Source organism: Streptomyces sp. NPDC058880, assembly GCF_042742535.1.
Taxonomy (GTDB): domain Bacteria; phylum Actinomycetota; class Actinomycetes; order Streptomycetales; family Streptomycetaceae; genus Streptomyces.
On record NZ_JBHYMC010000010.1, the window covers coordinates 36,709 to 55,670 of the forward strand.

The window sequence follows — 18,962 nt, forward strand, 5'->3', positions numbered from 1 at the left end:
GGGACCGTCAACGGTAGCCCGATCGGGTGCCGCACTGCTGTGCGCGCCGTCACGCGGGCGTGTGGCGCGCACCGCTCACTCGTTGAACCGCTCGGCGAGTGCCTCCGCCAACTGCCTTGCCTTGTCCTGGGTTTCGCCGCTCGGCGGGACGATGCCGGGCAGGGCCGGCTGCACGCTGTACTCGATCTTGACGATGACGTTCGAGGTACGGAACACAATCCGCACGGTGCGCGACTGTGCGGCCGTGGCCCCGGCGGCGCTCAGCTTGTCGTCCAGGAAGGCCTCGGTGCCGAGGTCCTCCAGGATGCGGGAGCCGAGCTCGGGCTGGGTGGACGGGCTGGCGCCGGGGGTCGGCGTCCCCGCGGCCGGAGCCCCGTCCGACGGCGCCGCACCGGCGGGCGGCGCGGCGGGCGGGGGTGCGGAGGCGGCCGGGTCGCCGGGGTTGGCGGGGTTGGCCGGGCTGCCGGAGTTGGCGGCGCCCGGGCCGGGTGTCGTGACCGGGCCGGGGAAGGGCAGGTGCGCGTCGGTGAGCAGGCGTACGTAGACCTGCTTCGCCTTGTCGTCGTCACTGGCGGCGCCGCGGTCGTAGGAGACGACGCGCTCGAAGCCGACCGACAGCAGCCTGGTCTCTTCGGGGGTCTGCGCGGTCCAGCGGCAGCCGACGTGCCGGTCGCCGTCGTAGGAGGCGTCGGCGACACCGGCGTACACCTGCTCGCGCTGTTCGGGGGTGAGGCTGTCCGGCGCCGGGAGCATGGCCTTGAGCTTCTTGCTGTCGGCGCCCGCCTTGCAGGGCGCGGGCAGGCTGCGGTACTTCCCCGGCTGGGCGGGCGCGGCGGAGCTGCCGCCGGCCTTGGAGTCGCTGGTGCTTCCGCCGTCGCTCCCGCCGCTGCACCCGGTCAGACCGGCCGCACCGGCCGCGAGCGCGGTGAGCATCGCGAGGCCGGGCAGGACTCGCCGTACCGCTGTGCGCTGCACGTCCACTGGCTCCCTTCGACCGGCGGGACCCCCGACAGTCAGGAAAATGCGTTGCCGCGGCTTGGGCGCGGCTGGACACAATGTCTATCGCACACGCTGGTGCTGGCGCCGGTCCCCTGTCGTATTCGGGATCAAGAGCGAGGCTTTTGCGGATTCTCACCTTTCTGTTGGTTTCGGGGGATTGATTCTTTATGTCGTACGTAGAGGTACCGGGGGCGCAGGTCCCGATCCGGATGTGGACCGACCCGGCGTCGGTCGAGCCGGGGGCGATGCAGCAGCTCCACAACGTCGCCACGCTTCCGTGGATCAAGGGTCTGGCCGTCATGCCGGACGTCCACTACGGCAAGGGGGCCACCGTCGGCTCGGTGATCGCGATGAAGGACGCGGTCTGTCCGGCCGCGGTGGGCGTGGACATCGGCTGCGGCATGTCGGCGGTGAAAACCTCCCTGACGGCGAACGACCTCCCGGGTGACCTCTCCAAGCTCCGCTCGAAGATCGAGCAGGCGATCCCGGTGGGCGTGGGGATGCACAAGGAGGCCGTGGACCCGTCGCGGCTGTACGGCTTCTCGGTGCAGGGGTACGAGGATCTGTGGAAGCGGTTCGACTGGCTCACCGATGCGGTCAAGCCGCGCCGGGAACGCGCCGCGAAGCAGATCGGGACGCTCGGAAGCGGAAACCACTTCATCGAGTTCTGCCTGGACGAGCAGGGCTCGGTCTGGCTGATGCTGCACTCCGGCTCCCGGAACATCGGGAACGAGCTCGCCGCGCACCACATCGGCGTCGCCCGCGGGCTCTCCCACAACCAGAACCTCGTCGACCGGGACCTGGCGGTCTTCCTCGCGGCCACGCAGGAGATGGAGGCGTACCGCAACGACCTCTTCTGGGCGCAGGAGTACGCGAAGCTGAACCGCGCGGCGATGATGAGCCTGTTCAAGGAGGTCGTCCGCAAGGAGTTCCGCAAGGCCCGGGTCTCCTTCGACCGAGAGATCAGCTGCCACCACAACTACGTGGCGGAAGAGCGGTACGACGGCATGGACCTGCTGGTCACCCGCAAGGGCGCGATCCGCGCCGGCAGTGGTGACTACGGGATCATCCCCGGCTCGATGGGCACGGGTTCGTACATCGTGAAGGGGCTCGGCAACGAGAAGGCCTTCAACTCGGCCTCGCACGGAGCGGGCCGGAAGATGAGCCGTACCGCGGCGAAGAAGAAGTTCTCGGCGCGCGACCTGGTGGAGCAGACGAAGGGCGTCGAGTGCCGCAAGGACTCGGGCGTGGTGGACGAGATCCCGGGCGCGTACAAGTCGATCGAGCAGGTCATCGATCAGCAGACCGACCTCGTCCAGGTCGTGGCCAAGCTCAAGCAGGTCATCTGCGTCAAGGGCTGAGGCCCGGGCGCCGCTGTCGGGGGAACGGAGGGGCCCGGACCGATCGGGATCGGTCGGGGCCCCTCCGTACGGTGTCGGGCTTCAGTCGGTGCGCCGACGCCGGCGGCCCTGATGGCGCGCCCGAGGAGCGCCGGAGTCGGCTAGAGCTCGCGGTGGACCTTCGTGTTCGAGGCCTGGGCCCGGGGGCGGACCACCAGGAGGTCGATGTTGACGTGGCTGGGGCGGGTCACCGCCCAGGTGATGGTGTCGGCGACGTCGTCGGCGGTCAGCGGTTCGGCGACGCCCGCGTAGACCTTCTCCGCCTTCTCCGTGTCGCCGCGGAACCGGGTCTTCGCGAACTCCTCCGTCCGGACCATGCCGGGGGCGATCTCGATGACGCGCACGGGCTGGCCGACGATCTCCAGGCGGAGCGTCTCGGCGAGGACGCGGGCGCCGTTCTTGGCGGCGACGTAGCCCGCGCCGCCCTCGTACGTGGCGTGGCCGGCGGTGGAGGAGAGGACCACGACGGTGCCGTCGCCGGAGGCGGTGAGGGCGGGGAGCAGCGCCTGGGTGACGTGGAGCGTCCCGATGACGTTGACCTCGTACATGGTGCGCCAGTCGGCGGGGTCGCCGGTGGCGACGGGCTCGGCGCCGATGGCGCCGCCCGCGTTGTTGACGAGTACGTCGCAGCGTTCGAGGGAGGCGGCGAGGGCGTCGACGGCGGCGCGGTCGGTGACGTCGAGGGCGTGCGCGGTGGCGGAGTGTCCGGCCTCGGCGAGCTCGGCGGCGAGGGCCTCGATGCGGTCCTTGCGGCGGGCGGTGAGGACGACGTGGTAGCCGGCGGCGGCGAGTTGCCGGGCCGTGGCCGCGCCGATGCCGCTGCTCGCGCCGGTCACTACGGCGGTTCGGGTGGCGGCCGTGCTCATGTGCGGGCTCCTCGGTCGTTCGTACGGGCGACTACCCGCCAGCATAGGCGGGGCCGGGCGGCTCAGCGGCCGCGCGGGGCGTACATGATCACGGCCATTCCGGAGAGGCAGACGAGGGCGCCGGCGATGTCCCAGCGGTCGGGGCGGTAGCCGTCGGCGACGGCACCCCAGGCGAGGGAGCCGGCGACGAAGACCCCGCCGTAGGCGGCGAGGACCCGGGCGAAGTCGCCCTGGGGCTGGAGGGTGGCGACGAAGCCGTAGAGGCCGAGAGCGATCACCCCGGCTCCGATCCAGGCCCAGCCTCGGTGCTCGCGCACGCCCTGCCAGACGAGCCAGGCGCCGCCGATCTCCAGGAGCGCGGCGAGGGAGAAGAGGGCTGCGGAGCGGGCGATCAGCATGGCTCAAAAGTACGCGGTGCGGATGGGGGTGGGCGCGCCCTCATTCGTGTGATGGTCCGACATGTCGGGGTCGGTGGGGGCTAGCCTCCGCGCGAGACGTGAGGAGGTGGTGGCGGTGCGCCGTGTCGCCGTACGGAGTGTGGTGGTGGCGGGGTTGCTGGCGCTCGGGGCGGGTGTGCCCGGGCCGTCGCAGGCTTGGGGAGCGGGGTGGGCGGGGCCGGAGGCCGATGTCTCGTACCACGGCCGGGTGGCCCTGTCCGGGGACCGGCTTCGGGTCTGGCTGGTTCCGGAGAACGACGGGCCTGCGGCGCTGCCGAACGCGACGCTGCGGGTGCGGCTGTCGGCCGACCTGGCCGACCGGCAGCGGCTGGCGGAGGGTTGTGTGCGGGCCGGCCTGCGGGAGGTGTTGTGCGAGACGGGGCCGTTGCCGCTGCACGGGCGCGGCCGGCACGTGGGGCTGGTGCTGGAGCTGCGGGAGCGCATGCCGGAGGTGGTGGTGCGGGTGGACACGTGGTGGAACGGCGGTGCGACCGACCGGAACCGCGCGAACAACGAGCCGGCGGTGCTGGCCCTGGACACGGGCGACGCCTACGCCTTCTAGGGCCGCTGCGGCCCCGGGGCCTGCTCTGCCCCGGGTCTGCTCCGGGTATGGGCAGGCCATGCCCCAGGGGCTGGTCTGCTTCCCGCGCTCCGTCAGGCGGTGCCGAACTCGACGAGTGCCTCGTCGACGATCCGCTCCAGGCGGGCGTGGTGGGCGCCGCGCCAGTACACGCGCTCGCACGCGGAGCACTGCGCGAAGACGTCGTAGGAGCGGTGCGTGCCGTGCTCCAGGCGGTCGCCGACGCTCTCCTTGTCGGCCTCGTGGAGCGGCCCGTTGCAGGCGGTGCAGCGGGTCCACGGGGCCAGGGCGGGGGCGAAGCGGCCGAGGACGTCGCGCAGTTGCTCGTCGGGGTTGTCGCTGTAGACGTACGCTCCGGCGAAGATCTCGCGGCGGCGGAGCAGGCCGCGGTCGCGGGAGAGCAGGACGCGCCGTTCGGCGGCGGAGCGGGTGGCCAGGGCGGGGTCGCCGATGTCCTCGTTCTCGTACGCGGCGTCGACGCCGAGCAGGCGCAGCCGGCGGGCGAGCGTGCCGAGGTGGACGTCGAGGAGGAAGCGGAGCGGGGCGCCGGGCACCTCCTGGGGGCGCACGACCCCGCACACCTCGACGATCTGGCCGTCCTGGGGCACGTAGGAGACGGGAACCTCACGGCCGTCGACGAGGAGGCGGCCGACCTCGGTGAGCGGGACCCCGGCGGATTCGACGACGTGGCCGAGGCTGGAGGCGCCATCGGTCGCGGTCGGTACGCGGTCCGCGCGCCGGCTGGGCGGGGCGAAGAGGCGCAGTTCGGGGGCGAGGGTGAGCTGAATGCCGGGTCCGTTCACCCTGTCAGCATGCCATTGCGGGGTGCGTGGCCGCGGCTGATTTCAGGAGGCTGCGGAGGCCCGGTCGTAGGCGTCGCGGTGGGCGTTGACCTCGTCGAAGTTGGTCTCGGCCCAGAGCTTCACGGAGGAGAGCAGCAAGCCGAGGCTGCTGCCCAGGTCGGTGAGCCGATAGTCGACGCGGACGGGGACGGTGGGCGTGACGTGGCGGGTGACGAGGCCGTCGCGTTCGAGGGAGCGCAGGGTCTGGGTGAGCATCTTCTGGCTGACCCCGGGGATCTTGCGGCCGAGGTCGCTGTAGCGCAGGGAGCGGTCGTCGGTCTCGCCGAGGGCGCAGACGATGAGGCCGACCCACTTGTCGCTGATCCGGGCCAGGAGCTGGCTGGTGGGGCATTCCTTGAGGAAGGCGTCGTAGGCGAATCGGGCTTCCTCGCGGCGGGCCGCAGCGGTACTGGTGGCCATGGGCACCCACTTCCGGGTCGGGTACGCACCTTCGAGTGCGTACTTACGGAAAGAGAGTACCTCTCCCTAGGTTAGTGGTCATCGGAACAAGCGAAGGCGACGGAAGCGGGGAGAACGATGAACGAGCGGACGATGAGCGCATCGACCATGGACGAGCGGACGATGCTGGCGGCCGTGGTGACCGGGTTCGGCGGCCCGGAGCGGGTCGAGCTGGCCGATGTGCCGGTGCCGCGTCCGGAGGCGGGCCAGGTCAGGATCAAGGTCGCGGCCGCCGGGCTCAACCCGGTGGACGCAGGGGTCCGCACCGGGATCTTCGGCGGGGACGGGCAGCGGATCGGCCTCGGCTGGGACGTCGTCGGGAAGATCGACGAGACCGGCCCGGGGGTGGCCGGCTGGAGCCGCGGCGACCGAGTGGTGGGCCTGCACCACGGCCCGGTGAAGCCGCTGGGCACGCACGCGGAGTACGCGGTGCTCGATGCCTCCGCCGTGGCCGCCGCGCCGGCCGCGGCGGACGACCCGGTCGCGGCCGCGCTGCCGCTGGCCGGCCTGACCGCCGCCCGCGCGGTGGACCAGCTGGGGCTCGCCCCCGGCTCCTCGGTGCTGGTCACCGGCGCCGCGGGGATGGTCGGAGGCCTGGCGGTGCAGCTCGCCGCGCGGGCCGGACTGGTGGTGACGGCCCTGGCGGGCCCGGGGGACGAGGAGCTCGTACGGTCGCTCGGCGCGGCCGCCTTCGTGCCGCGCGGCAGCGCTCCGGCCGGACCGGTGGACGGGGTCCTGGACGCGGCCGTCCTGGGCGGGGCCGCACTGGCCCTCGTCCGCGACGGCGGGGTCTACGTGGGCCTGATCCCGCACCACGCCCCGGCTGCGGAGCGCGGCATCCGGGTGGAGGAGCAGGAGGTCGCGGCGGACGGGGAACTGCTGGCCCGCCTGGTGTCCCTGGTCGAGGAGGGCGCGCTCACCCTGCGGGTCGCGGAGGTCTTCCCGCTCGCCGAGGCGGCGAAGGCGCACGACCTGCTCGCGACGCCGGGCGTGCGCGGCAGGATCGTCCTGACGCCGTGACGCCGTGACGCCGTGACGCCGTGACGCCGTGACGCCGTGACGCCGTGACGCCGTGACGGGGGGCGTCGGGCCCATCCGGCCCCACCCGGCGCCAGCGGTGTCCCGGCTCAGGCGGTCCGGTCCCATCGGTCCGCTTCTCCGGCCCCCGCAGGCTCCGGTGGCGCCTGAGCCGTCCCGGGGGCTGACCGGTGGGGGTAGGACCTGGTCACAGCCGTGCGGCCGTGCGGACCAGGCCGGCCAGGGTGAGGGAGCGGGAGTGTGCGGGCCAGGCGATGTGGGTCACCACGGAAGGTGCGTCGGCCAAGGGGACGGCCGCGTGCTCGGCCCAGAGCCAGGAACGGGCGGAGTCGGGGACGACCGCGACGGTGCGTCCGAGGGCGATCAGCTGGGCCAGTTGCGTCTGGTTGTGGATCTCGGGGCCCGGGCCTGGCGCGTAGATGCCGCGGCTGGGCCAGCGGGCGAGCGGTAGACCGGGGACGTCCTCGACATCGGCCAGGGACAGGGTCTCGCGGGCGGCGAGGGGGTGCCCGGCCGGCAGAACGGCGACCTGCCCCTCGGTCGTCAGTGCCTCGCTGTCGAATCCGGCGAGGGAGTTCCACGGCGTGTGCATGAGCGCGACATCGGCGCGTCCGTCGCGCAGCAGCTCTTCCTGCTCGCAGAGGCCGCACGGCAGCACCTCGATCTCGGCACCGTCGGGCTCGGCCGCGTAGGCGTCGAGGAGTTTCCGCAGCAGTTCGTGGGACGCGGCGGCCTTCACCGCGAGGACCAGCCGACTGCGGGGGCCGCCGGGGCTGTCGGCACCACCGGCGCGCCGGGTGCGGCGAGCGGCGGCGGCGCTCGCGTCGAGGGCCGCCCGGCCCTCGTGCAGCAGCACCTCTCCGGCGCCGGTCAGGCAGACGCCGCGGCGGTTGCGCTCCAGCAGGCGGACCCCGAGACGCCGTTCGAGTTGCTGGATCGCCCGCGACAGCGGCGGCTGGGCCATGCCGAGGCGCTCGGCCGCGCGCCCGAAGTGCAGTTCCTCGGCGACGGCGACGAAGTACCTCAACTCGCGGGTCTCCAGCGTGTCCACGGCCGCAGCATACGTGGTGATACCCGGCAGGTATCACAGGGCACCGCATCGGTGTTGGCCGCGCTGTTCGTTCGAGGGCCACCATCATCGGCATGAGCGAAACGAAGATCGCGCTGGTGACCGGCGCGAACAAGGGCATCGGGTACGAGATTGCGGCCGGGTTGGGCAGCCTCGGGTACCGCGTGGGCGTGGGGGCCCGTGACGAGAGCCGACGCGAAACCGCCGTCGGGAAGCTACGGGCCCTCGGCGTGGACGCGTTCGGGGTGCCGCTGGAGGTGACCGACGACCGGAGCGTCACCGATGCCGCGGAGCTGGTCGAACGGCGGGCCGGGCGTCTGGACGCCCTGGTCAACAACGCCGGCATCTCCGGCGAGATGGGCCCGGGGTGGGAGCAGGACCCGACCGCGCTCGACCTGGACGTGCTCCGCACGGTCGTGGACACCAACGTCATGGGGGTCGTCCGGGTGACCAACGCGATGCTGCCACTGCTGCGGCGCTCGGCCTCGCCGCGCATCGTCAACGTCTCCAGCAGCGTCGGCTCGCTGACCCGGCAGGCGGACCCCGACATCGAGATCGGCCCGATCATGGCGGCCTACGCGCCGTCGAAGTCGTTCCTGAACGCCCTCACCGTCCAGTACGCCCGGCAGTTCACCGGTACGAACATCCTGATCAACGCCGCCTGCCCGGGCCTGGTCGCCACCGACTTCACGGATTTCCACGGACCCCGCACCCCCGTACAGGGCGCGGCCACCGCGATCCGGCTCGCCACACTGGCCGACGGCGGCCCGAGCGGTTCGTTCTTCGAGGACAACGGCGTCGTCCCCTGGTGATGGCGAACCGCCCTGCCCCGACGAAGCCCCGGCGAGTGCGCGAAACGGTCCGAACGGACCGGATCGGATGAGACGGCGACGCCTGCATCCGGGCGACAGACCGGTCCCACAGTGCAGTTGACTGTGCGTCAGGATTTGGCTCCGCGGTGTGACGAGCCCCGCGGGGCGACGAGATTTTTTGTTGCGTGTTCGCGCCCTGCCCGGGTGCCGGAGATCCGGACAGTGTGCGCCCCGGCGGTCGTGCCTCACTCCGGGCGCGGCTGACCTGCGCCGGGTGCTCGGCCCGGGCGTGCGCGGAAGGTCGAAATGGAGGGCGGCGAAGCCGGATATCGGACACTGAATGATCAATTCCAGCCGACCATAATCCCTGTTGCAAAGGGAATTGGCGTTTGACATGCGATCGGGGTGGCCTAGCCTGGTTCTCAGCCGACCGGGGGGAAGGGCTTCGGCTGCCCTGCCCTCTCACTGCATCAGTCATCACCCGAAGAGGGGGACTAGCGAGTGCTCAGTAAGAGGATTTCGGCCGGATTCATCGCGATGGCAGCCGTCGTCGGCGTCATCGCCGCGGCGCCGTCCGCATCGGCCGTGGACCGTACCTGCTACGACGGCAACTTCTGCATCTACAAGGACCGGGACTTCTCCACCAGGAACTCGATGTACCGGACGAAGTACGAGTCCGCCCGCTGGGACATCGACATGCCGGCCGTTTACGAGGCCGACAGCTCCTGGTGGAACCGGCGCAGCCAGTCTTCCAAGACCTACGGCGGTCGCTGGATGTCGTTGGGCGTCGAGATCTGTCTCATTCCCGGCGGTTCCGTGAACTACTACTGGGACGCCAACGACGATGGTGCGAGCAACACGCTGAACGACGGCTCCCGCTGCTGACCATCGCTCGAAGGCCGGGCCGTTCCCGCCTCGCGGGGGCGGCCCGGCCGTACCTTCCGGAGGACACGGACATTGAACAAGCGCACCCGGGTTGTGACGGCGATCGCGGTGATGGCGGTGGTGACGGGCTCCGCCTCGGCCTGCTCGGAGAAGTCCCCCCAGGACATGGAGACGGCCCGCAGGGCACAGGCCGCACTCGACAGCGCCAACGAGGCACTGGAGCAGGAGCGTGAGGCCGAGGGCAAGCTGATCCGCAAGTGCATGAACGATCAGGGTTTCAAGGTCTTCCCGTCCGACGGCGCCAACAGCAGCAAGGGCAAGAAGCGCGGCGAGGACCTCACTCCGACGCTGGAGACGGCCCGCACCGTGGGCTACGGCGCGGACCCGCGCCGGTCGGACAACCAGAAGTCCCAGGAGGTCGGCGACGACTTCGACGCGTTGCCCGAGGACGTCAAGCGGGCGCACAGCATGGCCATGGACGGCTATGTGGACAAGCCCGAGGGCGGGGTCGAGTTCGACTTCGGCGGCGGCAAGGTCATGGTGCCGTCGAAGGGCTGCCGCGGCGAGACCCTCAAGGCCGTGTACGGGGATGTGAAGGAATATCTGCGCCTCAACTGGACGGTGTACAACACCGTGAAACAGGACAGCGCGCATATTCTCGCCGACGACGACGCGTATCAGAAGGCTTTGACGGAATGGGCCTCCTGCATGAAGGTCGGCGGCTATGCGGAGATTCCGACCCCCGAGAAGGCGAGGGAGGCGGCGCTTTCGCATTACGAGAATGTTCCGGACGGCGATACCGCCGCACTCGATATCGCGCAGCGTGCCGAGATCAAACAGGCCACCACTGATGCCGAATGCGGTACGAAGGTCGGGCTCAACACGAAGGCCCGGGAGGCCAAGAGCAAGGCATCCGCAGATTCCCTGGTGAAGCACGAGGCGGAGATCACCGCCTGGCTGGAACTCATCACGAAAGCCAAGGCCAAGGCGCAGGAACTACTGCGAGAGACGCCGTAGTACCGTGACGAGCCTCGAACGCCCCGCAGGGGCCCGGGCGGCGGCCGAGCCGTCCGGCGGGCGGGCCCGGCACAGGTCCAGGCGGGGCCTGGTCATCGCCGCCGTCGTCATCGTGCTGTTCGGAAGTTCCGGATCCGTCTGGTGGATCGCGTCCCAGGCCAGAACGCCCGAGCAGCGTGCCTCGAACGCCGCGGCGCCGCCGCCCTCCCGGATCACGGGGAAGGTCTCCGACCGGCAGCTCGTCGAGACGATGGAACTGACCGGGAAGGTCGAGACGGCCTCCCGGACCACCATCACCGGCGTCCAGCCGCAGGGCACCAGCCGGGCGGTCGTGACGGCCCTGCCCGCGGCCTCGGGCAAGAGCCTCAAGGCCGGCGCGGTCGTCGCCGAGGTGTCGGGCCGCCCGGTCCTGCTCCTCCCGGGGCGCTTCCCCGCGTACCGAGATCTGAAGGCGGGCGACAAGGGTCCGGACGTGCAGCAACTGCAGCGCGCCCTGAAACCGTTGTACGGGACCGCGGTGAACGGTACGTACGGGCAGGCCACCGTCGAGGCGGTGCGCAAGCTGTACGCGGCAGCCGGGTACGAGGCGCCTTCCGGGGAGGGGCCGAGTCAGGTCGCCGGCGCGAGTGGTGGCGGGAGCGGTGGCGGGAGTGCCCCTTCGGGCACGGCCGCCGGCGCCGCCGCCCCCCGCGGCGGCGCGGAGACCGACGGCGGCACGGGCGCGGCCCCCGCCGCGGGCGGAGCCGCGAGTCCGGCGCCCACCCGCCGCGCCGCCGCACCGCCTGCTTCCGGACCCGGCACACCCGGAGAAGTGCTGCCGGCCGCGGAGGTCGCGTACGTCAGCACCCTGCCCGCCACGGTGGTCCAGGTCACCGCGGCGGTGGGCGACGCGGCCGACAAGCCGCTCGTCGTCCTCGGCAGCGGCGGCCGCCAGGTGCGGGCGTCCCTCACCGCGGACCAGCGCGCCCGGCTGCGCGATCTGCCGAGCGACGCGGTCATCCGCTTCGGCACCGGCCCCTACGAAGGCCGGGAGGGCAGCCTGGGCTCCCTCGCCGGACCCCCCGACGCCGGAAACGGCGATCATCAGGGGAACACGAAGACCGGCGGACCGGACGGCGGGAGCACGTCCGGCGCCGGCGCCGGTACCGCGGGCGGGGGCTCCGGCGGCGGTGACACGGGCCGGCACGAGGCGCTGTTCGTCCCCAGCGGTGCGGAGGCCGAGGAGGGGGCGTCCCAGCGGATCGCCGTCGAACTGCGGCGCAGCCCCCAGGGCGCGCTGACCGTTCCCGTATCGGCGGTCTGGACCGACCTCGGCGGCTCGTCCACGGTCACCGTTACCGAGAACGGCAAGGAGCGCAACGTCCCCGTCGAGGTGCTGTTCACCCACGAGGGCCTCTCCGCGGTCAACGCGCTCGACGCGAATCTCGGCGCGGGCGAGACGGTCGTCCTGGTGCGCCGCGGAGGGGCGGCGGACGGCTCCGAAGGGGGCTCCGATGGCTGACCCGGCCCCCGTCATCGAGATGGCCGGCATCGCGAAGACGTACCCGGGGCCGCCGCCCGTGCACGCGCTGACCGACGTCACGCTCGACATCCTGCCGGGCCGGCTGGCCGCCATCGTCGGCCCCTCCGGTTCGGGGAAGTCCACGCTGCTGAGCGTGCTCGGCCTGCTCGACGTCCCCACCCGCGGCAGCTACCGGCTGGAGGGCCAGGACACCACCGACCTGTCCGAACGGGCCCGCACCGCGCTGCGGGCCTCGACGCTCGGCTTCGTCTTCCAGGCCTTCCACCTGGTCCCGCACCTGACCTGCGTCCAGAACGTCGCCCTCCCCCTCGTGCACCTCGGCGTGCCCCGTGCCCGACGGCGGCCCCAGGCCGTGGCCGCCCTGGAATCCGTCGGCCTCGGGCACCGACTGGAGGTCAGGCCCACCACCCTGTCCGGCGGGGAGCGGCAGCGGGTCGCGGTCGCTCGGGCGATCGTCCACCGGCCCGCCGTCGTGCTGTGCGACGAGCCCACCGGCAACCTGGACACCGCCAACTCGGCCCGCGTCATGGACCTGCTGACCGGACTGGTGGCGCAGGACCGGGCCGTCGTCGTCGTCACCCACGAACCCGACGTGGCGGCCCGCGCCGACCGCGTCTTCAAGGTGGTGGACGGCCATGTCGCGTAGCAGGGGGAGGCGTGAGAGGCGTGGGACGGGCGCGGTGGGGACGGCGGCTCCCCGCACGTCCGCCGCGGACCTGCTCGTTCAGGCGTTCCTCGCGCTCTTCGGCCGCCGGTTCCGCACCCTGCTGACGATGGTGGGCATCTCCGTGGGGCTGGCCGCGGCACTCGCCACCCTGGGCATCACCGCCAGCGCGGCCGGCGCCGTCTCCGACCAGTTCGACGCCCTCAAGGCGACCCGGGTGACCGTCAAGTACCCGTCGGAAGAAGTCGCCGGTATCCGGCCGCGGCCCGACGGCGGCGACACCCAGCGGGTACGGGGACTCAACGGGGTCCGCGCCGCGGGCCTCGTCAGCAAGGCCGGTGAACGGCCGGTGGTCTCCCGGCTGCCGTCGGACACGTCGAACGACCTGCCCGAGGGCACGGTCCTGGCGGCGCAGCCCGACGCGCTGTCGGCCATGTCGGCCGAACTCACGCAAGGCCGGTTGTTCGACACCGGGCACGATGCCCGGCGGGAGCGCGTGGCCCTGATCGACACGGCCGCCGCGTCCCGGCTGACCGTCGGCGACGGCGCCGGCAACTCCGTGATCCACGTCAACGGCGTCGCGTTCAGCGTGCTCGGCGTCTTCCGGGCTCCCCCCGGCGACACCGACCTCACCGGCTCCGTGATCGTCCCCTACTGGGCCGCCCTCCAGGACCCGGCCGGGCTGGGCTTCGCCCCGGCGGAAATGATCATCCGTACGGATCTCGGCGCCGCCGACCAGATCGGCGCCGAGGCCCCCTTCGCCCTGGCCCCGGGTGCCCCGGACAAGCTCGTCGCTCTGGTGCCACCGGACCCCCGGTCCCTCCGCCAGGGCGTCGAGTCGCAGACCCGGGCCCTGTTCCTCGGGCTGGCCGCCGTCTCCCTCGGCGTGGGGGCGCTCGGTGTCAGCAACACCGCCTACGTGTCCGTACTGGAGCGGCGCTCCGAGATCGGCCTGCGCCGGGCCCTGGGCGCCTCCCGGCGGGCCGTCGCCGGGCAGTTCTGCATCGAGAGCGGTCTGGTCGGGCTCGCCGGCGGGGTCGTCGGCACGGTACTGGGCATCCAGATCACCGCTCTGACCTGCCTGGCCAAGGACTGGCTGGTGGTCCTCGACCCCGCCCTCACGACGGCAGGCCCGCTGGTGGGCCTCTTGGTGGGGCTGGCCGCAGGGCTGTACCCGGCCCTGGCGGCCGCCCGCATCCTGCCCGCCGAGACGCTCCGGGCGGGCGTTTAGGCCGGGCGTCAGTCGCGCTGGAAGAACTCCACCTCCGCGAGGGCGAGGGGGCCCTGTGGGTCCGGGCCGGCGGGTTCCCGGAGGGTCAGCCGGACCGTCGTGGCGTGGCTGATGCCGAGGGGGAACGTCTGGGGGCCCGGTTTGTCGCTGAGGGCCAGCTCCTCGTGGACCGTGGCACCGTCCCGGTCCGTCACCTCCAGGTCGATGCGCAGTGCGCGTCCCTGCTTGGCGTACTCCTCGGGTGCCGTCGAGGCACCGTTGGTGACGATGACGTCGACGAGCCGGAACGGCGTGCCGAAGGTGTACGTCACCGAGGCGCCGGGGCCGGGCACGCCCCAGTAGCGGTTGCTGAGCCCGTCCGTGCTCTGGGTCACCGGGTGGCCGGGCAGCTCGGCGCTGGCCTCGGCGCGGGTGGGCGTCACCGCCTTGGCCTTGCCGAGCTTGTCCAGGGTGTCCTCCACCAGGTGCCGTCCGGCGGGCAACAGCAGGAAACCGGCCGCGCACAGGGCCAGTACGACGGCCAGGACCACCAGGAAGCGGGTCATCCGTCCGGAGCCGGCGCGGGCCCGGCGGCGCAGCGGCCAGACCGTGCGCCACCACGGGAGGGGCGCGGCGGTGGGGGAGGGCGCCAGCGGCGACGCACAGCGGCGGCAGAAACGACGGCCGGGCGGGTTGGCGGTGCCGCAGGCCGGGCACGGCACGCCGGCGACGTCGTCGCCGGCTGCGAGGGGCCGTACGACGGGGCGCGGCGCGACCGGCACGGCGGGCAGCACCGGAGCCGGTGACGCTGCCGCGGGGGGCGCGGGGGGCGCGGGGGGCGCGGGGGGCGCGGGGGGCCGCGGCGCGGGCGGAGTCGGCCGCGCCGGAGCAACCCGGGCGGGCCCGGCCGCCCCGTCCTGGTCGCGGGCCGGTCCCGCCGCCCCGGCGGAACCGGCCTGGTCGGAACCGGTGAAACCGGCCCGGTGGGATCTGGTCCCGGCGGGTGCAGACCGGTCGGGCCTCCTGCGCAGCCAGGACAACCACCGATCCGCGACACCGCGCGCGGGCACCGCGCGAGAGCCGGATTCCAGACCGGATTCCAGACCGGATTCTGCCCCGGTGGCCGTCCGGGCGGAGTCCCGTTCCGGGACCGTTCCCCGCTGGGACGTCCGGTCTTCGCAGGCGGCATCCCGGGCGCCGCCGACCTCGGTCGTGTCCTGCCGGGACGGCGCTTCGTCCTGCGGGGAGCCCTCCCGGGGCGCGCTCCCGTCGGGGGTGTCGCTTCGGGCCGTGCGCTCCTCGACCTCGCCGGTCTGGGGCGGGCGTCCCGGGGCCGCGGCCTCCCCTGCCATGCCCGGGGGGCCGGCCGGGAGTGCGCCGCCGTCCTGCGGGGTGCCTTCTCGGGGCGCGGCGCCCCGGACCGTGTCCTCCTGGACCGGGGCCTCCTGGACCGTGTCCTCCTGTGGCTCGCCCTGCCGGGGCGCGCCGGCCCGAGGAGTGTCGGTGACCGGCCGCCCCGCGCCTTCCCGGCCCGTCCCGGGCGGGGTCTCGTGAGGCGTTCCGCCCAGGGGCGGCGTACCCGGAGGAGGGCCTTCCCGGCGGGGTGCGGGAGGCGTGCCGGGGCCTGGGGGGACGTCGTTGGGGGTGACGTCGTCGGGGGTGTTCTCCCGGGCCGGGGTGCGGGCCGGGGAGGACCAGTTCAGGTACGAGCCGCAGTTGGTGCAGAAGTCTTCCGTCGGGGCGTTGGACGCCCCGCACGCGGGACACGGGCGCATTGCCGTCAGCTCCCTTCGGGCGCGGGCGGGCCGGACAGGATCTCCACCCGGCAGACCGTGTGCACGGGGCACAGGCTGCGGACGAGGGCGCGGACCCGGTCGGCGTCCACGCCGTGCGTCCCCTCCGTGCTCTCCGCGCCCTCCGCGCCCTCCGTGCCTTCCGCGCCCTCCGTGCCTTCCGCGCCCTCCGTGCCGCGCGGCCAGACCCGTACGAGGACCTCGCCGGCCACCGCGGGGTTCGGTTCGGTGCCGGCCGTGCGGGACCAGACGGCCGCGCCGTCCCCGCTGACCTCGGCGGACAGGCCCAGCACCAGGCGCAGGGCCTCGACCAGACCGCGCCGGGTGCCGCGCCACCGGTGCAGTTCCACCGCGCGGGCCACCGCCTCGCGCCGCAGCGCGGGCGGCCAGTCGGGGTCGTCCGCGCCGCCGACCCAGGAGGCCAGCCAGGACAGGAAGTCGGCCGGGGCGAGCCGGGGGTCGAAGTATGCGGGCAGGCTGTCGAGAGTCGTGAACACCGGGGCCAGGACCGTGTCCAGGCCCGCGGTGAACCGCTGGGCGAAGTCGTCGTCGGCGTAGAGCGCGGGCAACTGCTCGCCGATCGGGTGCCGGCTGGGCAGGCCGGGCACGGCGGCGCGGCTCATCCGTGCACCTCGGGTTCCGTCACGACGACCTGGTGCTGGTAGGAGAAGACGAGCGTGCCCGCGCCGATGTCGATGCGGTCGACCGGGGCGCCGCGCCGACCGGTGATCGGGTCGGCGGCGAACAGCCGGATCTCCTCCACCAGGACGTCCCCGACGGCGCGTTGCAGGACGCCGAACACCTCGCCGTACTGCACGGGCCGGCCGAACGGCCAGCCCGTGCCGTCGGGTCCGCCGTGCAGCGGGTTGAGGTGGCGGAACAGCGCGGCGAGCGCCGCGTCGCGCACCCGGTCGGCGTCGGCGGCCGGCGCCGACAGTCGGGCGACGACGGTGACGCCCTGGTAGACGGGCGGTTCGACGACGAGGCCGGTGCCGATCAGGCGCCGTTCGTCGAGGGCCGCGGTGATTGCGGCGAGGACCTGATCGGACGGGATGAGCTGCTCGAAGCGGAGCCGGTCGTCCTCGTCGGCGACCGCGTCCGGGACGACGAGGACGCGGACCGAACCCGCGCCGCGGTCGCCGTCGGCGGCGGGCAGGCAGCGCACCCGGCGCACCGAGGGCGCCGTCCGGCGGGCGATGATCTCGTAGTCCTCGGCGGTCACCGCGCGTTCCTGCATGCGCAGCGCCTCCGGGGCGCGCAGTTTGGCGTTGTCGACGGTCTCCCCGGCGACGCCGCCGCGTGCCGCCTCCCGGTTGACGACCCGGGCGATGTAGGGGACCGAGCTGCGCAGCACGGAGATCGCACCGCGCGAGACGTTGCCCGCCGGGCCGCCGCCGGTGCGGTAACCGGCCACCCGGATGTGGGAGCCCTTGGGCGGTACGGCGCCGCAGGCGCGCAGGCTGCCGTCGGCCTCGCGCAGCACCGGCGGGAAGGTGAACTCGCCGGTGGTGGCGTCGACGCGGACGTGCCGGTCGTCAGGACCGGAGCGGCCGAAGTGCTCGACGACCTCCCAGCGCTGCCAGCCCTCGGGGGAGGACACCTCCACCACCGGCGGTTCCCCGTCGAGCAGCACGGGCGGGCGCCCGAGCCGGAAGCTCTGTCCCGCGACGCCCTCCGACGCGCCGAGCGGTACGTCCCGCACGCGTTCGGCGTGCTCCACCGTCATGGTGCCGCCGACGGTGAAGACGGCGGCTTCGCGCACGGTCGGGGACTCGGAGTAGAAGGGCTGGCCGGGTTCGGGTTCGGTGACCCGGCAGCGCAGCCAGCCCGCGCGGGTCCCGCTGATCACCGAGGTGGTGTGCCCGGCCGGGACGTACACGATGATCTCGCCGGGCCGGTTGAGGCCGCCGGTGCTGTCGGAGTCCGTGGCGCAGCGCTGCCACCGGCCGCCGTTCCACGCCTCCCACACCAGCGGGGGCTGGCGCGGGTCGACGCCGACGCCCTCGACGCGGCTGTCCAGGCGCACCGCGACGACGCAGCGTGGCACCGCCGTGGGCAGTCCGAAGAGCAGGGCGTCGCCTGGTTCGGGCACGGCCTGGAAGCAGGGTATGTCGCGGCCTTCGGCAAGTGTGCCGGTCCGGTCGGCCGGTTCACCGGTGCGGGGCGCGGTGACCAGCTTCGTCAGCTCGCTGGGCAGGATCCGCAGGTCGTCGGTGGTGGCGAAGACCACGGCCTCCTCGGTGTCGCCGGCCGCGGTCGCCACCTCGGTCGTCACCTCGGTGCCCGCGGGCAGGGTGACGGTGTCGGGCTGGGGGGCCGACAGCCAGAAGTCGACGTCGGCGGTGGCGGCCGACGGCGGGTACAGCCGGATTCCCAACAGGTCCAGGAACGCCAGGTAGTTCTTGTCCGGGACCCGGTTGAGCCGGTACAGCAGCTGGTCCACGAGGTAGGCGAACGTCTCGATGAGGGTGACGCCCGGGTCGGAGACGTTGTGGTCGGTCCACTCCGGGGCGCGCTGCTGCACGTACCGCTTCGCCTCGTCGACGAGCTGCTGGAACCGTCGGTCGTCCAGGTTGGGGGAGGGCAGGGCCATCAGTCCGCGACCATTTCCTCGGCCCCCTCCTCGGAGGGGATCGTGTAGAAGGGAAAGACCAGGTTGCGCCGGTCGTTGGTGGTGCGCACCGTGTAGTGCACATCGATGTAGAGGGTGCCCGCCTCGACGGAGTCGAAGGCGACGGCGACGTCGTCGACCGTGATCCGGGGCTCCCAGCGTTCCAGTGCTTCGCGCACCTGCTGGGCGATCCGGCCGGCGGTGTCGCCGTCGCCGGGGGCGAACACGTACTCGTGGATGCCACAGCCGAATTCGGGCCGCATGGGCCGTTCGCCGGGCGCGGTGCCCAGCACGAGGCGGATGGCCTCTTCCAGCTCGCGTTCGCGTTCGACCATGGCGATCCCGCCGGTCGGGCCGACGCGCAGGGGGAAGGCCCAGCCGCGTCCGATGAACCGTTCGCTCATCACACGCCTCCGATCAGGACGTCCGGGGCGCCGGTGAGGACCATCGCGCCGCACGCGGTCTGGTCGCGGGCGCGTGCGGCGGGCAGTCCCCCGATGAGGACCGTCCCCGAGGCGAGGGCCGTCGGGTTCGGCATGACCACGTTGGCCGGTCCGAGGGCGGCGTGCGGCGGGACCACGCAGACGTGCAGGCTGCCCACGACGGCGGCGGGCCGGCCGCCGATCAGCACCGTGGCCACCGCCGCGGCGGCGCCGGGCGGCGGAGTGGCGAGCCGGCCACCGTGGTTGGTGGGGTCGCCGGTACGGGCTGCGGCTGGCATCGGGTGCTCCTCGGGGACGGCGGTCGGTGTGTAGGGG

At 73.2% G+C, this 18,962-nt stretch carries 20 protein-coding genes; 9 read left to right on the forward strand and 11 right to left on the reverse strand.

The genetic code is table 11. From position 1 onward, the window contains the following. Positions 1–75 precede the first annotated feature (75 nt). The gene (locus tag ACFW2G_RS08440; RefSeq protein WP_384446268.1) at positions 76–975 is read right to left on the reverse strand and encodes a DUF3558 domain-containing protein; all 900 of its coding nucleotides are present in this window, start codon (positions 973–975) and stop codon (positions 76–78) included. Between the two features lie 191 nt (positions 976–1,166). Between ACFW2G_RS08440 and ACFW2G_RS08445 the strand changes: the two genes are divergently transcribed. Next, entirely contained in the window at positions 1,167–2,360 is a 1,194-nt protein-coding gene (locus tag ACFW2G_RS08445; RefSeq protein WP_384446270.1) for an RtcB family protein, read from the forward strand. A 140-nt stretch (positions 2,361–2,500) separates the two neighbouring features. On the opposite strand, the gene ACFW2G_RS08450 is transcribed toward ACFW2G_RS08445, so the two are convergent. Together ACFW2G_RS08450 and ACFW2G_RS08455 are read right to left on the reverse strand one after the other, a co-directional pair. Then, the gene (locus ACFW2G_RS08450) at positions 2,501–3,265 is read right to left on the reverse strand and encodes an SDR family NAD(P)-dependent oxidoreductase (protein WP_037918709.1); all 765 of its coding nucleotides are present in this window, start codon (positions 3,263–3,265) and stop codon (positions 2,501–2,503) included. A gap of 62 nt (positions 3,266–3,327) precedes the next feature. Beyond that, positions 3,328–3,663: a YnfA family protein gene (locus tag ACFW2G_RS08455; RefSeq protein ID WP_384584625.1), complete on the reverse strand. Its 336-nt coding sequence runs from the start codon at positions 3,661–3,663 to the stop codon at positions 3,328–3,330. A 115-nt stretch (positions 3,664–3,778) separates the two neighbouring features. On the opposite strand from ACFW2G_RS08455, the gene ACFW2G_RS08460 reads away from it, so the two are divergent. After that, complete coding sequence (locus tag ACFW2G_RS08460; RefSeq protein ID WP_236647532.1) at positions 3,779–4,264, forward strand: hypothetical protein; 486 nt, start codon at positions 3,779–3,781, stop codon at positions 4,262–4,264. Positions 4,265–4,356: 92 nt separating this feature from the next. Here ACFW2G_RS08460 and ACFW2G_RS08465 read toward each other — a convergent pair whose 3' ends face one another. Then, on the reverse strand, positions 4,357–5,085 hold the full coding sequence (locus ACFW2G_RS08465; RefSeq protein ID WP_037918716.1) for a Mut7-C RNAse domain-containing protein: 729 nt from the start codon (positions 5,083–5,085) through the stop codon (positions 4,357–4,359). Between the two features lie 42 nt (positions 5,086–5,127). Next, positions 5,128–5,544, reverse strand: coding sequence for a winged helix-turn-helix transcriptional regulator (locus tag ACFW2G_RS08470; protein WP_384446275.1), 417 nt, complete (start codon positions 5,542–5,544; stop codon positions 5,128–5,130). Positions 5,545–5,706: 162 nt separating this feature from the next. Between ACFW2G_RS08470 and ACFW2G_RS08475 the strand changes: the two genes are divergently transcribed. Next, entirely contained in the window at positions 5,707–6,603 is an 897-nt protein-coding gene (locus ACFW2G_RS08475) for an NADP-dependent oxidoreductase (RefSeq protein ID WP_384584646.1), read from the forward strand. 205 nt (positions 6,604–6,808) lie between these two features. Here ACFW2G_RS08475 and ACFW2G_RS08480 read toward each other — a convergent pair whose 3' ends face one another. After that, positions 6,809–7,672, reverse strand: a complete 864-nt coding sequence (locus ACFW2G_RS08480) for a LysR family transcriptional regulator (RefSeq protein ID WP_384584623.1) — start codon at positions 7,670–7,672, stop codon at positions 6,809–6,811. 92 nt (positions 7,673–7,764) lie between these two features. Between ACFW2G_RS08480 and ACFW2G_RS08485 the strand changes: the two genes are divergently transcribed. The 6 genes from ACFW2G_RS08485 (at position 7,765) to ACFW2G_RS08510 (ending at position 13,821) form a co-directional block, all read left to right on the forward strand. Beyond that, complete coding sequence (locus ACFW2G_RS08485; RefSeq protein ID WP_037918726.1) at positions 7,765–8,502, forward strand: SDR family oxidoreductase; 738 nt, start codon at positions 7,765–7,767, stop codon at positions 8,500–8,502. Between the two features lie 537 nt (positions 8,503–9,039). Continuing rightward, positions 9,040–9,387, forward strand: coding sequence for a peptidase inhibitor family I36 protein (locus ACFW2G_RS08490; protein ID WP_037918730.1), 348 nt, complete (start codon positions 9,040–9,042; stop codon positions 9,385–9,387). Positions 9,388–9,459: 72 nt separating this feature from the next. Continuing rightward, positions 9,460–10,404, forward strand: coding sequence for a hypothetical protein (locus tag ACFW2G_RS08495; RefSeq protein ID WP_384584620.1), 945 nt, complete (start codon positions 9,460–9,462; stop codon positions 10,402–10,404). Positions 10,405–10,408: 4 nt separating this feature from the next. After that, complete coding sequence (locus ACFW2G_RS08500; RefSeq protein WP_384584617.1) at positions 10,409–11,905, forward strand: peptidoglycan-binding protein; 1,497 nt, start codon at positions 10,409–10,411, stop codon at positions 11,903–11,905. Further along, positions 11,898–12,572, forward strand: coding sequence for an ABC transporter ATP-binding protein (locus ACFW2G_RS08505; protein ID WP_384584614.1), 675 nt, complete (start codon positions 11,898–11,900; stop codon positions 12,570–12,572). The genes ACFW2G_RS08500 and ACFW2G_RS08505 overlap by 8 nt, the downstream gene beginning before the upstream one ends. After that, positions 12,562–13,821 (forward strand): ABC transporter permease, encoded by a 1,260-nt coding sequence (locus ACFW2G_RS08510; protein ID WP_384446284.1) that lies wholly within the window; start codon positions 12,562–12,564, stop codon positions 13,819–13,821. Before ACFW2G_RS08505 ends, ACFW2G_RS08510 begins: the two co-directional genes overlap by 11 nt. An 8-nt stretch (positions 13,822–13,829) precedes the next feature. Here the strand turns inward: ACFW2G_RS08510 and ACFW2G_RS08515 are convergent, their stop codons facing one another. The 5 genes from ACFW2G_RS08515 to ACFW2G_RS08535 form a co-directional block, all read right to left on the reverse strand. After that, entirely contained in the window at positions 13,830–14,582 is a 753-nt protein-coding gene (locus tag ACFW2G_RS08515; protein ID WP_384584609.1) for a zinc ribbon domain-containing protein, read from the reverse strand. 998 nt (positions 14,583–15,580) lie between these two features. Further along, positions 15,581–16,216, reverse strand: a complete 636-nt coding sequence (locus ACFW2G_RS08520) for a phage tail protein (protein ID WP_384582670.1) — start codon at positions 16,214–16,216, stop codon at positions 15,581–15,583. Then, entirely contained in the window at positions 16,213–18,186 is a 1,974-nt protein-coding gene (locus ACFW2G_RS08525) for a putative baseplate assembly protein (RefSeq protein WP_384582673.1), read from the reverse strand. The genes ACFW2G_RS08520 and ACFW2G_RS08525 overlap by 4 nt, the downstream gene beginning before the upstream one ends. Continuing rightward, complete coding sequence (locus tag ACFW2G_RS08530) at positions 18,186–18,608, reverse strand: GPW/gp25 family protein (RefSeq protein WP_037918745.1); 423 nt, start codon at positions 18,606–18,608, stop codon at positions 18,186–18,188. The genes ACFW2G_RS08525 and ACFW2G_RS08530 overlap by 1 nt, the downstream gene beginning before the upstream one ends. Further along, entirely contained in the window at positions 18,608–18,925 is a 318-nt protein-coding gene (locus tag ACFW2G_RS08535; protein ID WP_384446292.1) for a PAAR domain-containing protein, read from the reverse strand. The genes ACFW2G_RS08530 and ACFW2G_RS08535 overlap by 1 nt, the downstream gene beginning before the upstream one ends. Between the last annotated feature and the right edge of the window lie 37 nt (positions 18,926–18,962).

Excerpts from the sequence above, each read along its gene's own strand:
- ACFW2G_RS08490 (WP_037918730.1), top strand. The coding sequence starts at position 9,040 with ATGGCAGCCGTCGTCGGCGTCATCGCCGCGGCGCCGTCCGCATCGGCC.
- ACFW2G_RS08470 (WP_384446275.1), bottom strand. The coding sequence starts at position 5,544 with ATGGCCACCAGTACCGCTGCGGCCCGCCGCGAGGAAGCCCGATTCGCC.
- ACFW2G_RS08450 (WP_037918709.1), bottom strand. The coding sequence starts at position 3,265 with ATGAGCACGGCCGCCACCCGAACCGCCGTAGTGACCGGCGCGAGCAGC.
- ACFW2G_RS08525 (WP_384582673.1), bottom strand. The coding sequence starts at position 18,186 with ATGGCCCTGCCCTCCCCCAACCTGGACGACCGACGGTTCCAGCAGCTC.
- ACFW2G_RS08535 (WP_384446292.1), bottom strand. The coding sequence starts at position 18,925 with ATGCCAGCCGCAGCCCGTACCGGCGACCCCACCAACCACGGTGGCCGG.
- ACFW2G_RS08485 (WP_037918726.1), top strand. The coding sequence starts at position 7,765 with ATGAGCGAAACGAAGATCGCGCTGGTGACCGGCGCGAACAAGGGCATC.
- ACFW2G_RS08530 (WP_037918745.1), bottom strand. The coding sequence starts at position 18,608 with ATGAGCGAACGGTTCATCGGACGCGGCTGGGCCTTCCCCCTGCGCGTC.
- ACFW2G_RS08520 (WP_384582670.1), bottom strand. The coding sequence starts at position 16,216 with ATGAGCCGCGCCGCCGTGCCCGGCCTGCCCAGCCGGCACCCGATCGGC.
- ACFW2G_RS08510 (WP_384446284.1), top strand. The coding sequence starts at position 12,562 with ATGTCGCGTAGCAGGGGGAGGCGTGAGAGGCGTGGGACGGGCGCGGTG.
- ACFW2G_RS08475 (WP_384584646.1), top strand. The coding sequence starts at position 5,707 with ATGCTGGCGGCCGTGGTGACCGGGTTCGGCGGCCCGGAGCGGGTCGAG.
- ACFW2G_RS08445 (WP_384446270.1), top strand. The coding sequence starts at position 1,167 with ATGTCGTACGTAGAGGTACCGGGGGCGCAGGTCCCGATCCGGATGTGG.
- ACFW2G_RS08505 (WP_384584614.1), top strand. The coding sequence starts at position 11,898 with ATGGCTGACCCGGCCCCCGTCATCGAGATGGCCGGCATCGCGAAGACG.
- ACFW2G_RS08455 (WP_384584625.1), bottom strand. The coding sequence starts at position 3,663 with ATGCTGATCGCCCGCTCCGCAGCCCTCTTCTCCCTCGCCGCGCTCCTG.